General features: G+C 64.5%; 20 protein-coding genes. 11 read left to right on the forward strand and 9 right to left on the reverse strand.

All coding sequences use genetic code 11. The annotated features are described in order from the left end of the window. Positions 1–2 precede the first annotated feature (2 nt). From recA to LZ519_RS04305, 4 genes are all read right to left on the reverse strand, one after another. Positions 3–1,103 carry a recombinase RecA gene (recA, locus tag LZ519_RS04290; RefSeq protein WP_249867483.1) on the reverse strand — a complete coding sequence of 367 codons (1,101 nt, stop codon included), beginning with the start codon at positions 1,101–1,103 and terminating at the stop codon, positions 3–5. A 122-nt stretch (positions 1,104–1,225) separates the two neighbouring features. Then, positions 1,226–1,582 (reverse strand): response regulator, encoded by a 357-nt coding sequence (locus LZ519_RS04295; protein ID WP_249867484.1) that lies wholly within the window; start codon positions 1,580–1,582, stop codon positions 1,226–1,228. A gap of 41 nt (positions 1,583–1,623) precedes the next feature. Further along, a complete protein-coding gene (locus LZ519_RS04300; RefSeq protein WP_249867485.1) occupies positions 1,624–4,014 on the reverse strand; it encodes a hybrid sensor histidine kinase/response regulator in 2,391 nt (796 codons plus the stop codon). 12 nt (positions 4,015–4,026) lie between these two features. Beyond that, a complete protein-coding gene (locus tag LZ519_RS04305) occupies positions 4,027–6,093 on the reverse strand; it encodes a M13 family metallopeptidase (RefSeq protein ID WP_249867486.1) in 2,067 nt (688 codons plus the stop codon). A 102-nt stretch (positions 6,094–6,195) separates the two neighbouring features. On the opposite strand from LZ519_RS04305, the gene LZ519_RS04310 reads away from it, so the two are divergent. After that, a complete protein-coding gene (locus LZ519_RS04310) occupies positions 6,196–7,218 on the forward strand; it encodes a hypothetical protein (RefSeq protein WP_249867487.1) in 1,023 nt (340 codons plus the stop codon). Here the strand turns inward: LZ519_RS04310 and LZ519_RS04315 are convergent. Genes LZ519_RS04315 through dapA form a run of 3 tightly spaced genes read right to left on the reverse strand, consistent with a single transcriptional unit; the run spans position 7,213 to position 9,129 of the window. Then, positions 7,213–7,773: a DUF2062 domain-containing protein gene (locus LZ519_RS04315; RefSeq protein ID WP_249867488.1), complete on the reverse strand. Its 561-nt coding sequence runs from the start codon at positions 7,771–7,773 to the stop codon at positions 7,213–7,215. The two genes, LZ519_RS04310 and LZ519_RS04315, sit on opposite strands and share 6 nt — an antisense overlap. Then, complete coding sequence (gene smpB, locus LZ519_RS04320; protein ID WP_249867489.1) at positions 7,766–8,248, reverse strand: SsrA-binding protein SmpB; 483 nt, start codon at positions 8,246–8,248, stop codon at positions 7,766–7,768. Before smpB ends, LZ519_RS04315 begins: the two co-directional genes overlap by 8 nt. Positions 8,249–8,253: 5 nt before the next feature. Continuing rightward, a complete protein-coding gene (dapA, locus tag LZ519_RS04325; RefSeq protein ID WP_249867490.1) occupies positions 8,254–9,129 on the reverse strand; it encodes a 4-hydroxy-tetrahydrodipicolinate synthase in 876 nt (291 codons plus the stop codon). Positions 9,130–9,209: 80 nt separating this feature from the next. On the opposite strand from dapA, the gene LZ519_RS04330 reads away from it, so the two are divergent. Together LZ519_RS04330 and greB are read left to right on the forward strand one after the other, a co-directional pair. Further along, a complete protein-coding gene (locus LZ519_RS04330; protein ID WP_249867491.1) occupies positions 9,210–11,177 on the forward strand; it encodes a lytic transglycosylase domain-containing protein in 1,968 nt (655 codons plus the stop codon). 10 nt (positions 11,178–11,187) lie between these two features. Then, positions 11,188–11,676, forward strand: coding sequence for a transcription elongation factor GreB (gene greB, locus LZ519_RS04335; RefSeq protein WP_249867492.1), 489 nt, complete (start codon positions 11,188–11,190; stop codon positions 11,674–11,676). Here greB and LZ519_RS04340 read toward each other — a convergent pair. Next, positions 11,673–12,119 carry a hypothetical protein gene (locus tag LZ519_RS04340; RefSeq protein ID WP_249867493.1) on the reverse strand — a complete coding sequence of 149 codons (447 nt, stop codon included), beginning with the start codon at positions 12,117–12,119 and terminating at the stop codon, positions 11,673–11,675. The genes greB and LZ519_RS04340 overlap by 4 nt on opposite strands. A gap of 37 nt (positions 12,120–12,156) precedes the next feature. Further along, positions 12,157–13,773, reverse strand: coding sequence for a phosphoenolpyruvate carboxykinase (locus LZ519_RS04345; RefSeq protein ID WP_249867494.1), 1,617 nt, complete (start codon positions 13,771–13,773; stop codon positions 12,157–12,159). A 163-nt stretch (positions 13,774–13,936) separates the two neighbouring features. On the opposite strand from LZ519_RS04345, the gene LZ519_RS04350 reads away from it, so the two are divergent. From LZ519_RS04350 to LZ519_RS04385, 8 genes are read left to right on the forward strand one after another with little or no spacing between them, the layout of a single operon-like run. Continuing rightward, positions 13,937–14,656, forward strand: a complete 720-nt coding sequence (locus tag LZ519_RS04350) for a response regulator transcription factor (RefSeq protein ID WP_249867495.1) — start codon at positions 13,937–13,939, stop codon at positions 14,654–14,656. Further along, entirely contained in the window at positions 14,653–16,200 is a 1,548-nt protein-coding gene (locus tag LZ519_RS04355) for a sensor histidine kinase (protein ID WP_249867496.1), read from the forward strand. The genes LZ519_RS04350 and LZ519_RS04355 overlap by 4 nt, the downstream gene beginning before the upstream one ends. After that, the gene (locus LZ519_RS04360; protein ID WP_249867497.1) at positions 16,197–16,640 is read left to right on the forward strand and encodes an HPr kinase/phosphorylase; all 444 of its coding nucleotides are present in this window, start codon (positions 16,197–16,199) and stop codon (positions 16,638–16,640) included. The genes LZ519_RS04355 and LZ519_RS04360 overlap by 4 nt, the downstream gene beginning before the upstream one ends. Further along, positions 16,637–17,566: an RNase adapter RapZ gene (rapZ, locus tag LZ519_RS04365; RefSeq protein ID WP_249867498.1), complete on the forward strand. Its 930-nt coding sequence runs from the start codon at positions 16,637–16,639 to the stop codon at positions 17,564–17,566. The genes LZ519_RS04360 and rapZ overlap by 4 nt, the downstream gene beginning before the upstream one ends. Next, a complete protein-coding gene (locus LZ519_RS04370; RefSeq protein ID WP_249867499.1) occupies positions 17,563–17,970 on the forward strand; it encodes a PTS sugar transporter subunit IIA in 408 nt (135 codons plus the stop codon). Before rapZ ends, LZ519_RS04370 begins: the two co-directional genes overlap by 4 nt. Continuing rightward, positions 17,967–18,245, forward strand: coding sequence for an HPr family phosphocarrier protein (locus LZ519_RS04375; RefSeq protein ID WP_249867500.1), 279 nt, complete (start codon positions 17,967–17,969; stop codon positions 18,243–18,245). The genes LZ519_RS04370 and LZ519_RS04375 overlap by 4 nt, the downstream gene beginning before the upstream one ends. Positions 18,246–18,248: 3 nt before the next feature. Then, the gene (locus LZ519_RS04380; RefSeq protein WP_249867501.1) at positions 18,249–19,049 is read left to right on the forward strand and encodes a TrmH family RNA methyltransferase; all 801 of its coding nucleotides are present in this window, start codon (positions 18,249–18,251) and stop codon (positions 19,047–19,049) included. 27 nt (positions 19,050–19,076) lie between these two features. Continuing rightward, on the forward strand, positions 19,077–19,415 hold the full coding sequence (locus tag LZ519_RS04385) for a COG3650 family protein (protein ID WP_249867502.1): 339 nt from the start codon (positions 19,077–19,079) through the stop codon (positions 19,413–19,415). Positions 19,416–19,417: the final 2 nt, after the last annotated feature.

Here is a 19,417-nt window from a genome sequence, read left to right on the forward strand (position 1 = left end):
CGTTACTCGGCAGCGATCCCGTCACCGCCCTCGTCGCCGTCGCCCGCATCGGGCCCGACCATCAGGGCTTCGCCGACTTCCTCGGTCTTGCCACGGATCGCATTTTCGATGCGCTGTGCGACGTCCGGATTTTCCTTCAGATATTCCTTGGCGTTCTCGCGCCCCTGGCCGATCCGGATCGAGTCATAGCTGAACCATGCACCCGACTTTTCGACCAGCCCCGCCTTGACGCCGAGGTCGAGGATCTCGCCGACCTTCGACACGCCCTGGCCGTACATGATGTCGAACTCGACCTGCTTGAACGGCGGCGCGACCTTGTTCTTGACCACCTTTACCCGGGTCGAGTTGCCGATGATGTCGTCGCGGTCCTTGATCTGGCCGGTGCGGCGGATGTCGAGCCGAACGGAAGCGTAGAATTTCAGGGCATTGCCGCCGGTGGTGGTCTCGGGGTTGCCGTACATGACGCCGATCTTCATCCGAACCTGGTTGATGAAGATGACGAGACAGCGCGAGCGGCTGATCGAGCCCGTCAACTTCCTTAGCGCCTGGCTCATCAGGCGCGCCTGAAGTCCGACGTGGCTGTCGCCCATCTCGCCCTCGATCTCGGCCCGCGGAACCAGCGCGGCCACCGAATCTATCACCAGCACGTCGACGGCGTTCGACCGGACGAGCGTGTCGACGATCTCGAGCGCCTGCTCGCCCGTGTCGGGCTGCGACACGATCAGCTCGTCGACGTCGACTCCGAGCTTCTTGGCATAGGACGGATCGAGCGCATGCTCGGCATCGACGAATGCGGCCGTTCCGCCGACCTTCTGCGCTTCCGCGATCGCATGAAGCGCAAGGGTGGTTTTGCCCGAGCTTTCCGGGCCGTAGATTTCCACGACTCGTCCGCGCGGAAGCCCGCCGACTCCGAGCGCAATGTCGAGGCCGAGGCTGCCCGTCGAAATCGTGTCGATCTCGATCTTCTCTCGGCTGCCCAGCTTCATCGCCGAGCCCTTCCCGAACGCTCGGTCGATCTGCGCGAGCGCCGCCTCGAGAGCCTTTTGCCGATCCATTCCGGGAACTTCCAATCCGTTTGCGATGACCTTGAGCTGCGCTGCCATGCTGTTCACCCCTTCGTCAACGGGCGGCCGAGCCCGACCCTGTGAAGACGTGTCTGTACCGCGTATGTTCTACGAGAACAAGAGGGGAACAGTGAATTGGTCAGCCGCGTGCTGGCCAAGTACTACCCGTTAAGCGCAGCTTCCAACGCCGGGGTAACCCGATCGACCGTGTACGGCTTCTCGATCAGGGGCACATGCCTGAACTCGGGCGGCGGCGGTTCGACATGTCCGCCGGTGGCAAGCACGAACGGAATCTTCTTTTCGCGAAGCTTGTGAGCGACCGGCCAGACGGTCTCGCCGTTCAGGCTTACATCGAGGATGGCGACGTCGAAACCGCCCTTCTCCGCCTGAGCGACCGCGTCGCCGACGCTTTCACAGCTCGCGTGAACCGTGTGTCCGAGAGTTTCGAGAAAATCCTCGAGCATCATCGCGATCAGCGGCTCGTCTTCGACGACAAGGATGGAACGCGATACGGGCATAAGCCCCTGTGGCATAAGCCGACATTTCGGACCCGCAAGTATTATTTGGCGGCGATGGCGCGCCGGGCGGCCTCCGCAAGCTCCTGAACCGAGAAGGGTTTCGGGAGGAACGCGACATTGTCGAGGTCGATCGACTTGCGCAATTGTTCTTCCGCATAGCCAGACATGAACAGGATCGGCAGGTCGGGCCTCGATTTGCGCGCTTCGCGGACCATCGTCGGCCCATCCATCGCGGGCATCACGACATCGCTGATCAGCAGGGCGATCTCCTCGCCCTTGCCGAGGATGTCGAGCGCCTCTTCACCGTTGGTGGCGGTGAGAACCGAATAACCGTGGCGGGTCAGGGCGCGCTCCGCGACCGCACGCACCATCGGCTCGTCTTCGACCAGCAGGACCGTGCCGGTGCCCCAAAGCTCGGCCTCCTTGACCTTCGCCGTTACCCCGGCCTTTCCGACTTCCGGTTCGGCGCGGTGCACCGGCAGGTAGATGACGAAGCGGGTCCCTTCACCGACCTTCGAATCCGCGAAAATGAAGCCGCCCGATTGCTTGACGATACCGTAGACGGTGGAAAGGCCGAGACCGGTCCCCTTTCCCACCTCCTTGGTGGTGAAGAACGGCTCGAAGATCTTGCCGAGCACGCTCGGCGCTATGCCGCAGCCGGTGTCGGTGACCGAGATCGCGGCATAGTCGGCGATCGGAAGGATGTCGGAGCCGAGTTCGGCCACCTGGTCCGCCCTGACGGCATAGGTCTGGATCGTCAGTGTTCCCCCTCCCGTCGCGGCCATGGCATCGCGTGCGTTGACCGCCAGATTGACGATCACCTGCTCGAGCTGGCCCGGGTCGGCGCGGACGGAGCCCAAGTTGCGGCCGTGCTTGACGACCAGCTTCACGGTCTCGCCGAGCAGGCGCTTGAGCAGGTGCGAGACCTCGGCGACGACGTCGGTCAGCTGCAGCACCTGCGGCCGCAACGTCTGCTGGCGCGAGAATGCCAGAAGCTGGCGAGTAAGGCCTGCGGCGCGGTTGGAGTTCGACTTGATCTGCTGGATGTCGTCGTAATCGCTGTCGCCCGGCGTGTGCCGCATCAGCATCAGGTCGCAATGGCCGATGATCGCGGTGAGGATGTTGTTGAAGTCGTGCGCGACGCCGCCCGCCAGCTGGCCTACGGCCTGCATCTTGGTCGCCTGCGCGATCTGGCGCTTGAGCTTCGCCTCCTCGCTATTGTCCTTGAGCAGGAGCAGCACCGAGGCATCGCCGAGGCCGCGAAGGCCGGCGACCGTCAGCGCGACGGGCTCCTTGGGGTTGCGCGCGAGCCGGACGGCGAGATCGCCCGACATCGCCGGTCCCCGGGTGTGCCGGCGAACCGCGTCGGCGACTGCAGCCTTGTCTTCCTTGACCAGCAGGTCACCAGGGTAGACCGGCTTGGTGTTCTTGATCCCCGCAGCCTGCCTGAAGGCGTCGTTCATCGTCAGGAAGCGCCCGTCGCGGTCGACCAGCGCGAGGCCGATCGGAAGGATGTCGATCATCGCCTGCAGATATTGCGAGCTTGAAACCGGCAGCGTGTCGGGGCTGTCGAACAGGTAGAAATTGGCGAGATCGGCCGGAGCCGGCGGATCGAGCGGGATGTGCACCGCACGGAGGGCTCGCGCTAGATCGCCTTCGGCAACGAGGCGGAACTGGCCCTCTTCCTCTTCACCCTGGACGAGGTCGGGCAGCCGCGGCGACCCCTGGCGATCAAACCCGGTAAGGGCACGCGCTTCGAACAAGGCGTTCCAAGAGAGAAGCTTCCCTTCGCCGTCGACCACAGCAGCAAGCACGCCTGCACGCCCCAGCAGCTCGCCGGCCTTTCCTCTGAGGCGGTTCACGGCCACTGCAACCGGATCGCTCGGAACGGGCTTGAGGAATCTCCACAGCAGAAGGTCGCTGCGCGCGCCCACCCGCTCGACTTCGAGCGCGAAGGCGCCCGCCTCGGTCTCGATTCCGGCCGCGCACCCTCCACCGTCACGCCACGCCATCGTCCGGGCAGTCGAAAGAGCCTGCGCCGAATCGCTGTCGGCGGGAAGCTTGTCCGGCGGCCGGGCATTGAAGCGGTCGCGATAGCTGCTGTTGGCCGACAGGAGCTTACCTTCCTGGTCGGTCAACGCCGCGGCGTCACCGGTCAGCGAGAGCATCGATCCGACAAGCGAATAGTCGGGTGCGGCGATGAGACTGTCGACGTCGATCGCCTCACCCGCCGGCCGCCGCCTGAGCACTGCTGCAGCCGGAAGCGCGATCGCGCAAATCGCGAGGAACAGGATCGCCGCGGTATGAGCGCCGGCGATCCACAGAAGCCCCGCCCCGGTCAGCGCGGAGGCGACGGCAATCGCGGGCATCAGCCAGCGCGACGTGCCGTCAACCGGCCGCGAGTCCAGGAGCGGGAGCTCCTGCTGCAGCATCAGGCTATGACCTTACCAGATGCGGACCCGGTCTGCGGGAGCGAGGTAGAGCGTCTGTCCGGGCTGCACATTGAACGCGTCGTACCACGGATCCATGTTGCGGACGACGTCGGTGCGAACCGGGCACGGCGAATGGGGATCGGTCAGCAGCTGCTGGCGAAGCGCCTGCTCACGCGATTTGCAACGCCACACCTGGGCCCAGCCCAGGTAGAAGCGCTGATCGGCGGTCGTTCCGTCGATGACCGGCGGCGGCGCTCCGTTCAGCGACGCGATATAGGCGTCGTGAGCGACGGTCAGGCCCGCGAGGTCGGCGACGTTCTCGCCCATCGTCAGCTTGCCGTTGACGTGCATTCCCGGGAGCGGCTCGTAGGCGTTGATCTGCGCCTCATATTTGTCGAGGCGCGACGTGAAGGCCTTAGTGTCGCCCGGAGTCCACCAGTCGATCAGCTTGCCGGTCGAATCGTACTTGGCGCCCTGGTCGTCGAAGTGGTGGCTCAGCTCATGCCCGATGACCGCTCCGATGCCGCCGTAATTGATGGCCGGGTCGGCGTTCGGATCGAAGAACGGCGGCTGGAGGATCGCGGCCGGGAACACGATCTCGACCATGGTCGGGTTGGCGTAGGCGTTGATCGTCATCGGGGTCATTCCCCATTCCCAGCGCTGGATCGGGCCGCCGAGCTTCGAAAGCTCGTACGCGTGCTCGAACCGGTTCGCCCGCATGGCATTGCCGAGCAGGTCGTTGGCGTCGATGGTCAACCCGGTCATGTCGCGCCACTGGCTCGGATAGCCGATCTTCGGCGTGAAGGCCGCGAGCTTCGCATGCGCCTTCGCCCGGGTCTCCGGAGTCATCCACTCAAGCTTGTCGATCCGGCGGTTCATTGCGCCGATGATGTTTTTGACCAGCTCGTCAGCGGCAGCCTTGGTTTCCGGCGGGAAATATTGGGCGACGTAGAGCTTGCTCACGTCATCGCCGAGCGCGCCAACCGTGAAGTTCACTGCCCGCTTCCACCTAGGCTCCTGCTGGGGAACGCCTGACAGGACGGTGCCGTAGAAGCTGAACCGCTCATCATCGAACGCCTTCGGCAGGTAGGAGGCGTAACTGTCGATCGAACGGACAAGCAGCTGGTCCTTGAGAACCGACAGCGGCGCCTTACGGATCGCAGCAGCTTCGCCGGTGAAGGCCGTCGGCTGCGCGACGAGGACGTCGTTCACGTTGGCTCCGACGCCGTGCACCAGCGCCGCGAAGTCGAACCCGGGGGCGCGCTTCGCAAGCTCGGCCAGAGTCATCTTGTTGTACGTCTTGTTGGCGTCGCGGCTCTCGGTCCGCGTCCAGTGCGCCTTCGCGATGCTCGTCTCGAGGTCGAGGATCGCCTTGGCGCGCGCCGCCGCGTTCGCTTCGCCCGCAAGCGTCAGCACGTTCGTCAGGTGCTGGAGGTACTTGGCCTTGGTGTCGACCTGCTTGGGATCGGTGGACAAATAATAGTCACGATCCGGCATCCCGATGCCGCCCTGGATCATCCCCAGGATGTACTGGTTCGGGTCCTTGTCGTCCTGGCCGACATACATGCGGAACGGAGACGACACGCCAATCTCGTCACCCTTGGCGTAAAGTTCGGCAAGACCGGCCTTGCTCTTCAGGCCGCGAACTTCGTCCAGCCATGGCTGGATCGGGGCGAGGCCCTTCGCCTCGACCGCGGCCTCGTTCATGAAGCTGGCATAGGCGGCGCCGATCTTGCTGTTCGGATCCTTCGCCTGCTCCTCGATGATCTTGCGAGTGCGCTCCTTCGACAGATCGTCGAGCACATTGAACATGCCGTAGCGCGACTTGTCCGCCGGGATCTCCGTCGTCTTGTCCCAGGTGCCGTTCGCATATCGGAAGAAGTCGTTTCCGGGCACGGCGGTCGTGTCTGCCCCCGCGGTATCGAACCCGAAGGTTCCGTAGGTCGGCTTGGGTGCAGGTGGCGGAGGGGCTGCTTCAGGGACGGCAGCCGCCTCGGGCGGCGGCGGCATGTCGGCGGAATTGGTGGCGCAGCCCGCCAGGATCGTGGTGGCCGCAAGGATGACGAAAATCGAACGCATGGTTGGTACCTCTCCCCACAAGATTCACTTTCTATAGGATTGGCGCACGAATGCCGTCAAAGCCGCTTGTAGAAACCAGACGCCCGCCGACAGAAGGACCTTATGGCCGAGCCCTCCCTACAGGATGTCCTATCCAGCCCTGAGTGGATCCCGCACACGTTCGATGCGCAGGGCGCGAACCTGACCTTCGTCCACGTTCCGCGCGAGGCGCGTTCTGACCTGATGTTCCTGTCGGACGAGCATTTTGCGGGCAATTATCCGAGGGTCGCTTTCCCCGCCGATAAGGTGGCGGCGCAGGTGGCGGCAGTGGATCGCGCCCCCATCCATTTCATCTTCCACACGTCCTATTGCTGCTCGACGCTCCTGGCGAAGGCGCTGGACGTGCCGGGCACAGCGACCATCCTCAAGGAGCCGGACGTTCTCATCAACCTCGCGAACCGGGTGATCCGAAGCTACGATCCCGGCAACAGGCAACGAGTAGAGCTCGTGCTCAAGCTCCTTGAGCGGCCGTTCGCGCCAGGCGAGGCGGTGATCGTCAAGCCGACCAACTTCGCCAACCGGCTCGTGGACGTCGTCCTCGCGCAGCGCCCTGCCTCACGCGCCGTCCTGCTCTATTCCGACGTCGAGACCTTCCTTCGCTCGCTTCTCAAGCGTGGCATGTTCGGGCGTATCTTCGGGCGGCGGCTGTTCACGCAGCTGAGCGGCTGGAGCCCGATCGAGTTCGGATACGGTCCGGACGAGCTTCTCCAGCAGACCGACGTCCAGATCGCCGCGCTCGCCTGGCTGATGCAGATTGCGCATTTCGACGCGATCGCTCGAGCCTTCGGGCCGGATCGGGTGACGGTGATCGATTCCGTCGAGCTTCTCGCCCGGTCGGAAGCGGTGCTGGGCAAGGTGCAGTCGTTCTTCGGCCTTGGCCTGGGCGGCGACGCAGTTGCCGCGATCGCCTCCGGCCCCGTCTTCTCCAGGCACAGCAAGTTTGCCGACCGCGATTATGACGCCGCTTCACGGGCCGAGGAGCATGAGGCTGCAAGCAAGGTCCACTCGGAGGAGCTGGGAATGGTCGCTCAGTGGATCGAAGCGGTGGCAGCCCAGATCGGGGCTCCGCTGCGGCCGGGCCTATGACCGGCTAAGACGCGCTTTGCGGCGGCGACGAATCTTGTTCGCAAGCCAAAAGCGCCAGCCGATCGCCGTCAACCCATAGCCGACCAGCGCCGCGGTAATGGCCAGCGTGAGGATTCCGAGCGCGATCGGCCCGGACGCTTCGTGGATCCAGAACAGAAACTTGCTGAACTCGCCCGACACATGCGCCGCGGCAGCAGGGTTGGTGACCGCCGCGTCTGCGCGCAGCTCCCACATCCCGGTACGATAGGCGACGTAATATACGGCCGGGATCGTCAGCGGATTTACCAGCAAGGTGAAGGCTGCCGCGACCGCGACGTTGGCCCGGAGCGGGATAGCGAGGAGCGCCGCTAGCGCGGTGTGCATGAACGGGATGATGATCCCGACCCCAAGGCCGAGCGCGACTCCACGTGGCACTGACCGCCGATGCATCCGCCACAGCTCGGACTTCGAAAGGTGATGGGCGAACGGGCGCAGCAGCCGGTTCTCGTGCACCGTGTGACGAGTGGGAATGTGGCGCGTGATCCAGCCGAAGCGGTGAGCCACGACGTCAGGCATTTCGGCGGAGCAGACGCTGCTGCTCCCTCTTCCAGTCACGCTCTTTCACGGTCTCGCGCTTGTCGTGCACTTTCTTGCCCCGGGCCAGCGCTAGCTCCACCTTTGCTCGCCCGCGGCCGTTAAAATAAATTGAAAGCGGCACGAGGGTTAGGCCCTGCCGGGTGATGGCGCCATTCAATTTCGCGATTTCGCGCCTGGCGAGCAAGAGCTTGCGCTGCCGCCGCGGCTGGTGGTTGAGCCGGTTGCCGTGGCTGTATTCCGGGATGTGGCTGTTGATCAGCCAGATCTCGTCGCCGTCGACGGTGGCGTAGCTCTCGGCAATCGAACCCTCCCCGTGGCGGAGAGACTTCACCTCGGTTCCGGTCAGCGCGATTCCCGCCTCGAACTTGTCCTCGATGAAATAATCGAAGCGCGCGCGCCTGTTCTCGGCGACGACCTTCTGCTTGTCGAACGGTGGCGGGAGCGGCTTGGCCATGAGGCTTAGATAAGGCCTGCATGCTCCAATGCAGCATCCACGGCCCGTTTTGATGCTTCTGAAGCCTCGACGAGGGGAAGCCTTAGCTCGACCGGAAAGCCCGGCCGGACACGGGACAGCGCATATTTGGTGGGTGCAGGGGAAGCGTCGGTGAAAAGGGCTGCGTGAAGCGGATATAGCCGGTCCTGAAGTTCCAGGGCAAGCAGCCACTGGTTATTCGTCATCGCCTTCTGGAACTCTGAACAGAGCTTCGGCGCAACATTGGCAGTGACCGAGATGCAGCCACGACCTCCCATGGCATTGAATCCCAGAGCCATGTCGTCATTGCCCGATAGCTGACAGAAGTCTTTGCCGCAGGCGATCCTCTGGGCGGACACGCGGGCCAGATTTCCGGTCGCGTCCTTCACCGCGACGATCTTCGGGTGTTTCGCGATTTCGCCCAGTGTCTCGACCGAAATGTCGGCCACGGTCCGCGACGGAACGTTGTAGACCACGACCGGAACTGGCGAGGCGTCTGCGATTGCGGTGAAATGCGCAGCCAACCCCGCCTGACTCGGCTTGTTGTAATAAGGAACTACGGCAAGAACGGCGTCGGCACCGAGGTCAGCGGCGGCGCGAGTGCGCTCGATCGACGCCTGCGTATTGTAGGTCCCCGTCCCCGCGATGACCGGAACGCGGCCGTTCGCCACGCGGACTACCGTCGCGATCACCTTGCGGTGCTCGTCGGCATTCAAGGTCGCGACTTCGCCAGTCGTTCCACACGGAACGAGGCCGTTCGAACCCTGCTCGATCTGCCAGTCGACGAACGCGGAAAGTGAGTCTTCGTCGACACACTGGTCTGAAAACGGGGTGACCAGCGCTGGTATGGAGCCAAAAAACATGGCTTTTTCCTTCACTTGGGTAGCGGGCGGGGGCTAGAGTCCGTCGGTATTCAGGGTCTGATAAGGAGCGGGGGGACATAATGTCCAGCATGGGCAGAGCGGCATTCATCCTTCCAATCCTGTTGGCGTGTTCGGCTTCGGCCTCCGCGCAAATTCCTTCCACGGTCCTGACCGACATCGCGTCGGCAGCCGCGGCGGTAGGCGGCAACGTCAACTCGTCGATCGGCGAGTGGCGGCGGCTCCGCCAGGGCGGCAACCTCAGCTTCGCCAATTATGCCCACTTCTTGAACTATAACGACGGCTGGCCGGGCGAGGCGGCTATGCGGACGGCCGCGGAAAAGGCGATGCAGCCCGGCGAGAATGCGTCGCTGGTTCTCGGCTTCTACCGCCTCGACAAGCCCAAAAGCGGCAACGGCTGGGCCCGCTATTCCGATGCGCTCGCCGCATCGGGACGCGCGGCGGAAGCGCTCGATGCTGCGAGAAAAGCCTGGGCGTCCGACGATCTCACCACCGTGGACGAGGCGTCGATCCTCGCCCGCTACGGCGCGAGCCTGACTCCGCAGGACCATAATGCGCGGGTCGATGCCCTGCTGTTCGGCAAGGATCCGACCGATGCTGCCCGGCTTCTGGCGTGGACGTCGACCGATCGGCGCTCGGCCTTCGCTGCCCGGATTGCGATGCAGCAGCGCGCCGCCGACGCGGAAACGCTCTTCCGGGCCGCGTCCCACCGGATCGGCGCCGATGCCGGGCTGTTGATGGACCGGCTCCGTTATCTGCACGACGGGGGCAACGACAATCTCGCCCGTCAGCTCGCGGCCCAGAAGCACCAGTTCACCGAGCGTCCGGCCGATCCCGAGCGCTGGTACGAGATGCTTTTGATCCTCGCCAATGGAGCCGCCGACGATCGCCAATGGCATTATGCCTACAACATCGCTCGCCAGCTCGACGACGCCTTCGCTCCGGGAACCGCGATCGCCGATCAATCCTATGGCGTCCGCGACGATTACACGAGCCTCGCCTGGCTGGCCGGGCGCGTTGCTCTCGACCGCATCGGCAACCCCGCCAACGCGATCGCGATGTTCTACCGCTATGCCTATGGCGGCAAGTCGCTGCAGGTCGCGTCGAAGGGCTTCTACTGGGCCGGTCGCGCGGCACTCGCCGCCGGACGGCCCACCGACGCAAGCGCCTACTTCCAGCGCGCGGCGCTCAATCCTGACCAGTTTTATGGCCAGCTCGCGCTTGAACGTTTGGGCCGCTCGGTGCCGGCCCCGGGCTATCCGACAGCGGTTGCTGCAACCGATCCCACGCGCACCAGCTTCGCCCAGAACCGGCTCGTGCAGGCGACGCGTGCGATCACGTATTACGGCAATGCGATGGAGCAGATGCAGTTCATCCGGGCGCTGTCGGAATCGCTCAAGACCCCGACCGAGCGATCGCTCGCGCTTGAAATGGCGCGCCAGCTCGGCCGTCAGGACCTCGCGGTCTGGGTAGCCCGGTCCGCTCGAAACGCCGGCGAGTCTTTCTACGTACGCGACGCCTTCCCCACGATCCGCTCGACGCCGCGGTCCTCATGGTCCTTGGCGAACGGAATTACGCGGCAGGAAAGCTCGTTCGATCGGTTTGCGGTGAGCTATGCTGGAGCCCGCGGAATGATGCAGCTGATGCCGGGCACGGCCCGCGAGCAGGCAGCCAAGCTCGGCGTCGGCTATGATTCCCGCAGGCTCCAGGAGCAGGATTACAACGTCATGCTCGGCTCCGCCTATTTCCAGCGGATGATGAACACCTGGGACGGGAGCGTTCCGCTCGCGGTGGCCAGCTACAACGCCGGGCCTGGCAACGTCCGCAAGTGGATCAACGCTTATGGCGACCCACGCAGCGGGCGCGTCGACGTGATCAGCTGGATCGAGGCGATCCCGTTCGGCGAAACCAAGGGCTACGTCCAGCGAGTGATCGAAAACAGCGTCGTCTACGACAGCCTCAACCCGCAACCCTCCGCCCGCACGGCGCTCCACGTTTCCCGCTATCTCGGCAAGGGCTCTCCCGGCTAAGCGCTGGGGCATGAGCGAAACCAAGCCCCGCTTCATCACGCCCGACGGGCTGAAGCGAATCCGGCAGGAGTATGAGGAGCTGTTCGGCATCGAACGGCCCAAGGTGGTGGAGGTCGTCTCCTGGGCGGCCTCGCTCGGCGACCGGTCCGAAAATGCCGATTACCTGTACGGGAAGAAACGCCTGCGCGAGATCGACCGGAGGCTTGCCAATCTCGCCAAGATCATGAAGGCGGCGAAGGTCGTCGATCCCACTGTGCAGACCGACCGCGACCAGGTGCGGTTCGGGGCCACGGTCGAACTCGCCGATGAAGACGACAACCGCCGCACTCTGACGATCGTCGGCGATGATGAAACGGATGCGTCCGCGGGAATGATCGGCTGGAGCGCTCCCATTGCTCGGGCCCTCATCGGAGCGAAGGTCGGCGACGAGCGAATCGTCCGCCTCCCGGCTGGTGAAAAGAGCTACGAGATCATTTCGATCAGCTATCCCAGCGCTTAAGGGATCGACGCGATGTCGGGTCGGATGAAGTTGCGCCGGGCCTCGACCGAAAACAGCCGCTGTGGCGAATAGTAACGAAGCGGCCAGTCCCTCCGCCCCATCGGCGACATCAGCAACTCGTTGACCAATTCGTACAGCGGTTCGCGACTGTCCGCCTCGGCGAGGAACAGCCGGACCCCGCGCAAGAACACGCGAGTGATCGTCTCATGATAGCCTTCAGTGTCGCTGTTCGCCCCGCCGACGCTCTCGTTGTAGCGGCGGATGATATCCGGAAGCTGGTTGTCGATGTCGATGTCCGGCCGCTTGAGAAGCAGCCAGGTCGTAGCGGCGAGATGTGCTTCGTGAGTCCACTCCTCGCGCGGCAGCGTGCGCGCGAGCAATCCCTCGCCGATATGCTCTATCTCGGCGTCGGAGTGGAACAGGCGCGGTATAAGCTCAGTCATCGATCGGGTCCTTGGGCGGGCCCGATAGGCGACCGGGCTATTCGGCGGGAGTGGGTTGAGCGATCTTCGGCGCCGCTTGTCGAACGCCTTCGTCCACCTCGTCGGCGAATTGGGCGAAATTCTCAACGAAGAGGTCGACGAGTTTGGCCGCGGTGCGGTCGTACTCCTCCGAATCCTTCCACGTGCTTCGCGGGTCGAGGATGCTGTCGTCGACGCCCGGAACTCGAACCGGCACGTCGAAGCCGAAGTTCGGGTCCTTGCGGAACTCGGCATTCTTCAGCGAGCCGTCGAGCGCGGCGTTGAGCAGGGCGCGGGTCGCCTGGATCGGCATGCGCTTTCCGACGCCATATTTGCCGCCGGTCCAGCCGGTGTTGACCAGCCAGCAGTCCACTCCGCCCTTGGCGATCCGCTCTTTGAGCAGGTTTCCGTAGATGGACGGGTGGCGCGGCATGAACGGGGCGCCGAAGCAGGTCGAGAAGGTCGCTTCGGGCTCGGTCACTCCGATTTCCGTCCCAGCGACCTTGGCGGTGTAGCCGGACAGGAAATGGTACATCGCCTGGTCGGGAGTCAGCCTCGCGATCGGCGGGAGAACGCCGAAAGCGTCCGCGGTCAGCATCACGACGTTCTTCGGCAGCGGCCCCATGTTCTTCTCGGAAGAATTGGGGATGTAATCGATGGGATAGGCGCCGCGGCTGTTCTCCGCGAGGCTCGGATCGTCGAGGTCGAGCTCGCGCGTCTCCGGGTCCATCACGACATTTTCGAGAACCGTCCCGAACCGCTTGGTCGTCGAGTAGATTTCCGGCTCCGCCGTCGGCGAAAGACGGATCATCTTGGCGTAGCAGCCGCCCTCGAAGTTGAAGACCGCCGTGTCCGACCAGCCATGCTCGTCGTCGCCGATGAGCGTGCGGTTCGGATCTGCCGAAAGAGTCGTCTTCCCCGTGCCGCTGAGGCCGAAGAAGATCGCGGTGTCGCCCTTGGGCCCGATGTTCGCCGAGCAGTGCATGGGCATGATTCCCTGCGGCGGAAGCAGGAAGTTCAGCAAACCGAACACCGACTTCTTCATCTCGCCGGCATAGAGCGTGCCGCCGATCAGGATCACCTTCTTGGTGAAGTTGACGGCAATCACCGTCTCGCTGCGGCAACCGTGGCGTTCCGTGCTCGCGCGGAAGCTCGGAAGGTCGATGATCGTGAACTCGGGAACGAAGCCCGCGAGCTCGTCTGCTTCGGGGCGAACCAGAAGCGTACGGATGAACATGCTGTGCCAGGCAAGCTCGTTGATCACTCGCACGCGCACGCGATGCTCGGGCTGCGATCCGCCGAACAGGTCCTGGACGAACAGCTCGTCCTTTTCGCCCAGAGCGGCGAGGAAATCCTCGTGGAGGCGATCGAACGCGGCCGGATCCATCGGCTTGTTGCCGTTGTTCCACCAGATGACGCTGTCGGTCATCTCGTCGCGGACGGTGAACTTGTCCTTGGCGCTTCGCCCGGTGTGCTTCCCGGTCTTGACGACGAGGGGGCCATCCTTCGCGAGAAGCCCCTCCTCGCGGCGCACCGCATGCTCGACCAGCGGCGCCGCGGTCAGGTTCCAGTGCAGCTCGGCAGGGGTGACGATCCCCTGCGCGTCCAATCCGTATTTCGCGACCCGCTCGGCCACTCGCTTCCCTTCCCGAAATAAGAAGATGCGGCGGCGACCCATCGGCAGCCGCCGCACCACATTGCTAAGTGCCTATAGACCGGAAAAAGTTGCCGGGTCAAAGCGAGAGCGCCAACTTGTCTCCCCGACAAGCGGCGCGTAAGCCCCGAGCCGGACCGCCCGAATGAGCCATGTGATCGCGCTGGTCGACGACGACCGGAATATTCTGACCTCGGTGTCGATCGCCCTGCAAGCGGAGGGTTTCATCACCCGCGTCTACACGGACGCTGCGAGCGCGCTGAAGGCGTTCAGCGACAATATGCCTGACCTTGGCGTGTTCGACATCAAGATGCCGCAGATGGACGGAATGGAGCTGCTGCGCCGCCTGCGCGAGTTCAGCGCGATGCCGGTCATCTTCCTGACCTCGAAGGACGACGAGCTCGACGAGGCGCTCGGCCTGGCGATGGGCGCGGACGATTATATCTCCAAGCCCTTCTCGCAGCGGCTTTTGCTCGCGCGGATCAAGGCGATCCTCAGGCGTCAGGACCTGGCCAGGAGCGAGGCCGCTCCCAATGCTCAGGAGGAGCAGGAGCTGATCGTCCGCGGCCGGCTCAGCATGGATCCCGCACGACACAAGGTGGTGTGGGACGGCAAGGACGTGACGCTCACGGTCACCGAGTTCCTCATCCTGCAGGCGCTGGCGCAGCGGCCGGGGGTCGTGAAGAACCGCAACCAGCTGCTCGACGCCGCCTATCAGGAGGACGTCTATGTCGATGACCGGACCATCGACAGTCACATCAAAAGGATCCGGCGCAAGTTCCGAGCCGTCGACCCCGACTTCGACGCGATCGAGACCCTGTACGGGGTCGGCTACAGGTTTGAAGAAGCGGGTGAGCGCGCGTGACCAGACGCCGCCATCCGGCGCGGCCGTGGACCGCAAGGTGGACGCTCACCTGGCGGATCCTTGCCGTCAACATCCTGACCGTGCTGATCCTCGCCCTAGGTGTCATCTACCTCGACACCTTTCGCAACAAGCTCAGCAAGGAGCGAATCCACCGCACGGAACGCGAAGCCCAGATCAGCGCCATCGTCACGCGGTCGATTGCCCCGTCGGCGCGGGCGGCGACCCTCGCCGAGATCGGCAAATCGACCGGAAGCAGGATTCGCCTCTACGCCGCTGACGGACACCTCGTTTCCGACAGCTGGCGGTCGACCGGGCCCACCTACCGGCTTCGCGATCCAAGGAAGGAAAGCTGGATGAAGGATGCCGCGCGCGCTCTCGACCGCGGCTTCAACATGCTGGTGGGCGCCCAATATGCGCCCGACTTTGTCGAACCGGCGGCCGACCGGATCAGCGAATGGCCGGAGGCTTGGCAGGCCCAGCAGGCGAATGCCGTCACCAGCAAGATCCGCACCGCTCCCGACCTGACGCCTGTCCTCTCCGCAGCAGCTCCGATCGACGGCGGGGCGCTTCTGGTCACCTCCAACGAGCGCAGCCTCACGCGCTCCATGCGCAGCCAGCGCGCCAAGCTCGCAGCGGTCATGGCGCTGTCGATCCTGCTCTCCGTACTACTTTCGCTGTTCCTTGCTCGCACGATCGTGCGGCCGCTTCGGCGTATCGCCCTTGCCGCTCACCGGGTCCGCCTCGGTCGGGCACGAGAGGTTCGCGTGCCGAGACTTCCCTCCCGCCGGGACGAGATCGGGCTTCTTGCGCGCTCGGTGTCGGACATGAGCCAGTCGCTCCGCGAGCGGATCGACAATATCGAGGCTTTCGCTGCCGACGTCACCCACGAGCTCAAGAACCCGATCGCGTCGCTCCGCTCCGCGCTCGACGGGCTCGGTAACATAAAAGATGCCAAGCTTCGCGAGCGGCTGATGGATGTCGCCCGCGAGGACGTGATGCGGCTCGACCGGCTGATCAGCGACATCAGCGAGGCGGCCCGGACGGATGCGGAGCTCGCCCGCGCCCGATTTGAACCCGTCGACCTTGGACCTCTGATCGAGCAGCTGGTGAAAAGTTGGGAATCGAGACGGGACAAGGGCGACGCCCGGATTGCCTTTGCCCGTCCCCGCAAGGCCAGCACCATCGTCATGGGCGATACGGGCCGGCTTGCCCGTGCGCTCGACAACATCCTCGACAATGCGGTCAGCTTTTCACCACCGGGCGGCCTGGTGGAGATCGCCGCAAGCCACGTCGGGAACCAGGTGAGGATCCGCGTCGACGATGAAGGGCCTGGCGTTCCACCGGGCGCTCGAGAGGCCATCTTCAACCGCTTCCATTCGATTCGGCCGGAAGGGGAAAGTTTCGGCCGGCATTCCGGCTTGGGTCTCGCGATCGCCAAGGCTATCGTCGAGGGCCATGGCGGTGAAATCACTGTTCTCGACCGGGACGACGCTCCATCCGGCGCCCGGTTCATCATCTCCCTTCCAGCGGTAGAGATGCAGTGAATGCCGCGCGCGCCCTTTCAACCGAGACACTTCACGCAAGCACCGTCGCTATCGATGGACGCGCGGTCCTGATCATGGGCCCGTCAGGGTCTGGCAAGTCGGATCTCGCACTTCGGCTGCTCGACCGCGGCTTTTCACTGGTGAGCGACGACCAGACGATCGTCCGCCGCGACGGTGATCGATTGATCGCCTCAGCCCCTTCCCAGATCGCCGGGAAGTTGGAGGTTCGAGGAATCGGCATCGTCGAGATGCCGACGGAGCCCGAGGCCCCGGTCTCCCTGATCATCGAGCTTACGGGCGACATCCAGAGGCTTCCCGACGAGGACAGGGAGTTGCGGGTTCTCGGCGTGCCGGTTCCGCTCTTCACGGTCGACGCGATGACGGCTTCCGCCCCGGCCAAGGTCGCAGTTGCGCTCGATCGCTTCGGAATCAGGCCGTGAACGGCCCGCCGCGCAAGCCGCGCCTCCTGCTCGTCACCGGCATGTCCGGGGCGGGGAAATCGACCGTGCTCGATGCTCTCGAGGACATGGGCTGGGACATCGTCGACAATCTGCCCGCCGACCTGCTGGGCGACTTCGTCCATGGCAGCGACCAGTGCCGGACTGTGCCCGTCGCCATCGGCATGGACGTGCGCAGCCGCGGTTTCGATCCCTCGCACCTTCGCGAGCTCATCGAGTCAATCGAAGGCGTCGAGCCCGAAATCCTGTTCCTCGACTGTTCGAGCGCGGACCTGATGCGCCGCTTCGACAAGACCCGCCGCCGCCATCCCCTGGCCCCCGATCGGCCGGCGGAGGACGGAATTGCCCGGGAGCGGGCGGCGCTGGCGCCGCTCCGCCTCGCCGCCGACAGCGTCATCGACACCACCGACCTCACGCCCGCCGAGCTTGGGGAAGAGCTTCGCCGCCGCTTCCGCACGGACCGCGAGCCAGTACTGACCGTCGTCTCCTTCGGCTTCGGCCACGGCATCTCGCGCACTGCGGACCTGGTGTTCGACATGCGCTTCCTGGCGAACCCGCACTGGATCGATGAGCTTCGGCCGCTCACTGGAAACGATCGCCAGGTTCGCGATTACATAGCCAACGATCCGGCATGGGCGGGAGCGATGGACCGGATCGAAGCGCTTCTCACCGACTGGATTCCCCGCTACTGGACCGCGGGCAAAAGCTATTTGACGATCGCCTTCGGCTGCACGGGCGGACGCCACCGTTCAGTCACCGCGGCTGTGGAAATGGCGGAAAGGTTGCGGTCGGCCGGATTCACACCGAATGTCCGGCACCGGGACCTGGGCTCGGCACCGAACGACAGGATCGAGGACAGGGGCGGCGATGCCGCTGTTGCTGGGAGTAGAAGCGAGTTGAATCGATGATTGGACTGGTGCTGGTGACCCACGGCCGTCTGGCGGCCGAGTTCATCACCGCGATGGAGCATGTGGTCGGGCCGCAGGAAGCCATAGAGGCTGTCTGCATCGGTCCCGACGACGACATGGAGGCACGCCGGAAGGACATCGCGAAAGCGATCGGCCGGGTCGATGGCGGCAAGGGTGTCATCATCCTCACCGACCTGTTCGGCGGAACTCCGTCGAACCTGGCGATCAGCCTGATGAAGAGCGAGAACATCGAGGTCATCGCGGGCGTCAACCTGCCGATGCTCATCCGCCTCGAAGGCGCGCGCAAGGTGATGGGCGTTCACGCCGCGGTCGCCGCCGCCCGCGAAGCCGGCCGGAAATACATCTCCGTCGCATCGGAAATCCTAGGGGAAGCAGCGGCTTGAGCTCAGCTTCCCGCGAAGTGCAGATCGTCAACCGGCGCGGGCTTCACGCGCGGGCAAGCGCCCAATTCGTCAATCTCGCGAGCGATCTCCCGGCGAAGATCGACGTCGAGAAGGACGGCAACAGGGTGTGCGGAACGTCGATCATGGGGCTCATGATGCTCGGCGCGGGGATGGGCGACAGCGTCGTCATCCACGTCGAAGGCGACGATGCCGAGCAAGTGCTCGAAAAGCTCGTCCATCTCTTCGAGTGCGGCTTCGGCGAAGAGTGCGGCTAGGCCGTGCCCCGGCAGGTCAGCGCTTTTTCAAACTCGACCGTAAAGCGGCTCCGTTCGCTCCGCGACAAGAAGCACCGGCGCTCCGAAGGCCTGTTCCTCGCCGAAGGGTTGAGAATTATCACCGAAGCCCGCGACAGCGGCCGGCTTCCCGAGATCATCGCCTTTTCGAGCGAGGGCGCAAAGCATCCGCTCGCCGCCGACATCATCGCCGCGACGGAAGCGGCGGGCGGCGAAGCGATCGAGACGACCGCCGATATCCTTTCCAAGATGAGCGGCAAGGACAATCCGCAGATGCTCCTCGCCGCCTACCGGCAGCCCGAGACCGCACTGGAGCGGATCGACCGCTCCTCGGCGCCGATCTGGATCGCGGCCCAGGCGCTTCGCGATCCCGGCAACATCGGGACGATCTTGAGGACCGGCGACGCGGTCGGGGCCGGCGGGCTCATCCTGATCGACGATTGCGCCGATCCGTTTTCCGTTGAATCCGTGCGGGCGTCGATGGGCGCGCTTTTCACCCAGCAGGTCGCTTCGGCGCGCTGGCCCGAGTTCGTCACGTGGCTCAGAAGCGGAAGCGGACAGCTGGTGGGGACGAGCCTGAAAGCGACCAGCGACTATCTCGACGCCCGGTACGAGCAGCCCTGCTTCCTCCTGATCGGCAACGAACAGCAGGGACTGCCCCAGTCCTACGAGGCGGAATGCGACCTACTCGTAAAAATTCCGATGGCTGGTCGCGCCGACAGCCTCAATGCCGCGGTTGCCGCTGCAGTTATGGCGTTCTGCGTCAAGGCGAGCTGGCGGAACTGACGCGGCGCCGGAGCGGTTGATTCGCCCATGAAACAGCTGACCCTCGTCGCGCTGCCGCTTCTCGCCGGCTGCATGTCCTATCCGCCGCCGCCGGCCGCGCCCTATCACGGGCTTGGAACGGAGCCCTTCTGGAACCTCGTCATCGACGACCGGAACGTGACGGTGATCCGTCCCGACGAGCAGCCGGTTGTCCAGCCGAGGCCGCAAGCGATCATCGGGGTGGCCGGGGAAATCTATCAGACGCCGCGGATCAACGTGAACATCGTCCACGCGCAGTGCAGCGACGGGATGAGCGACCGGGTCTATCCCGACAAGGTACAGGTCACGGTCGACGGCACCCAGTACAACGGCTGTGGCGGCCTTTAGAC

The organism is Sphingomonas anseongensis (genome assembly GCF_023516495.1).
GTDB classification, from domain to species: domain Bacteria; phylum Pseudomonadota; class Alphaproteobacteria; order Sphingomonadales; family Sphingomonadaceae; genus Sphingomicrobium; species Sphingomicrobium anseongensis.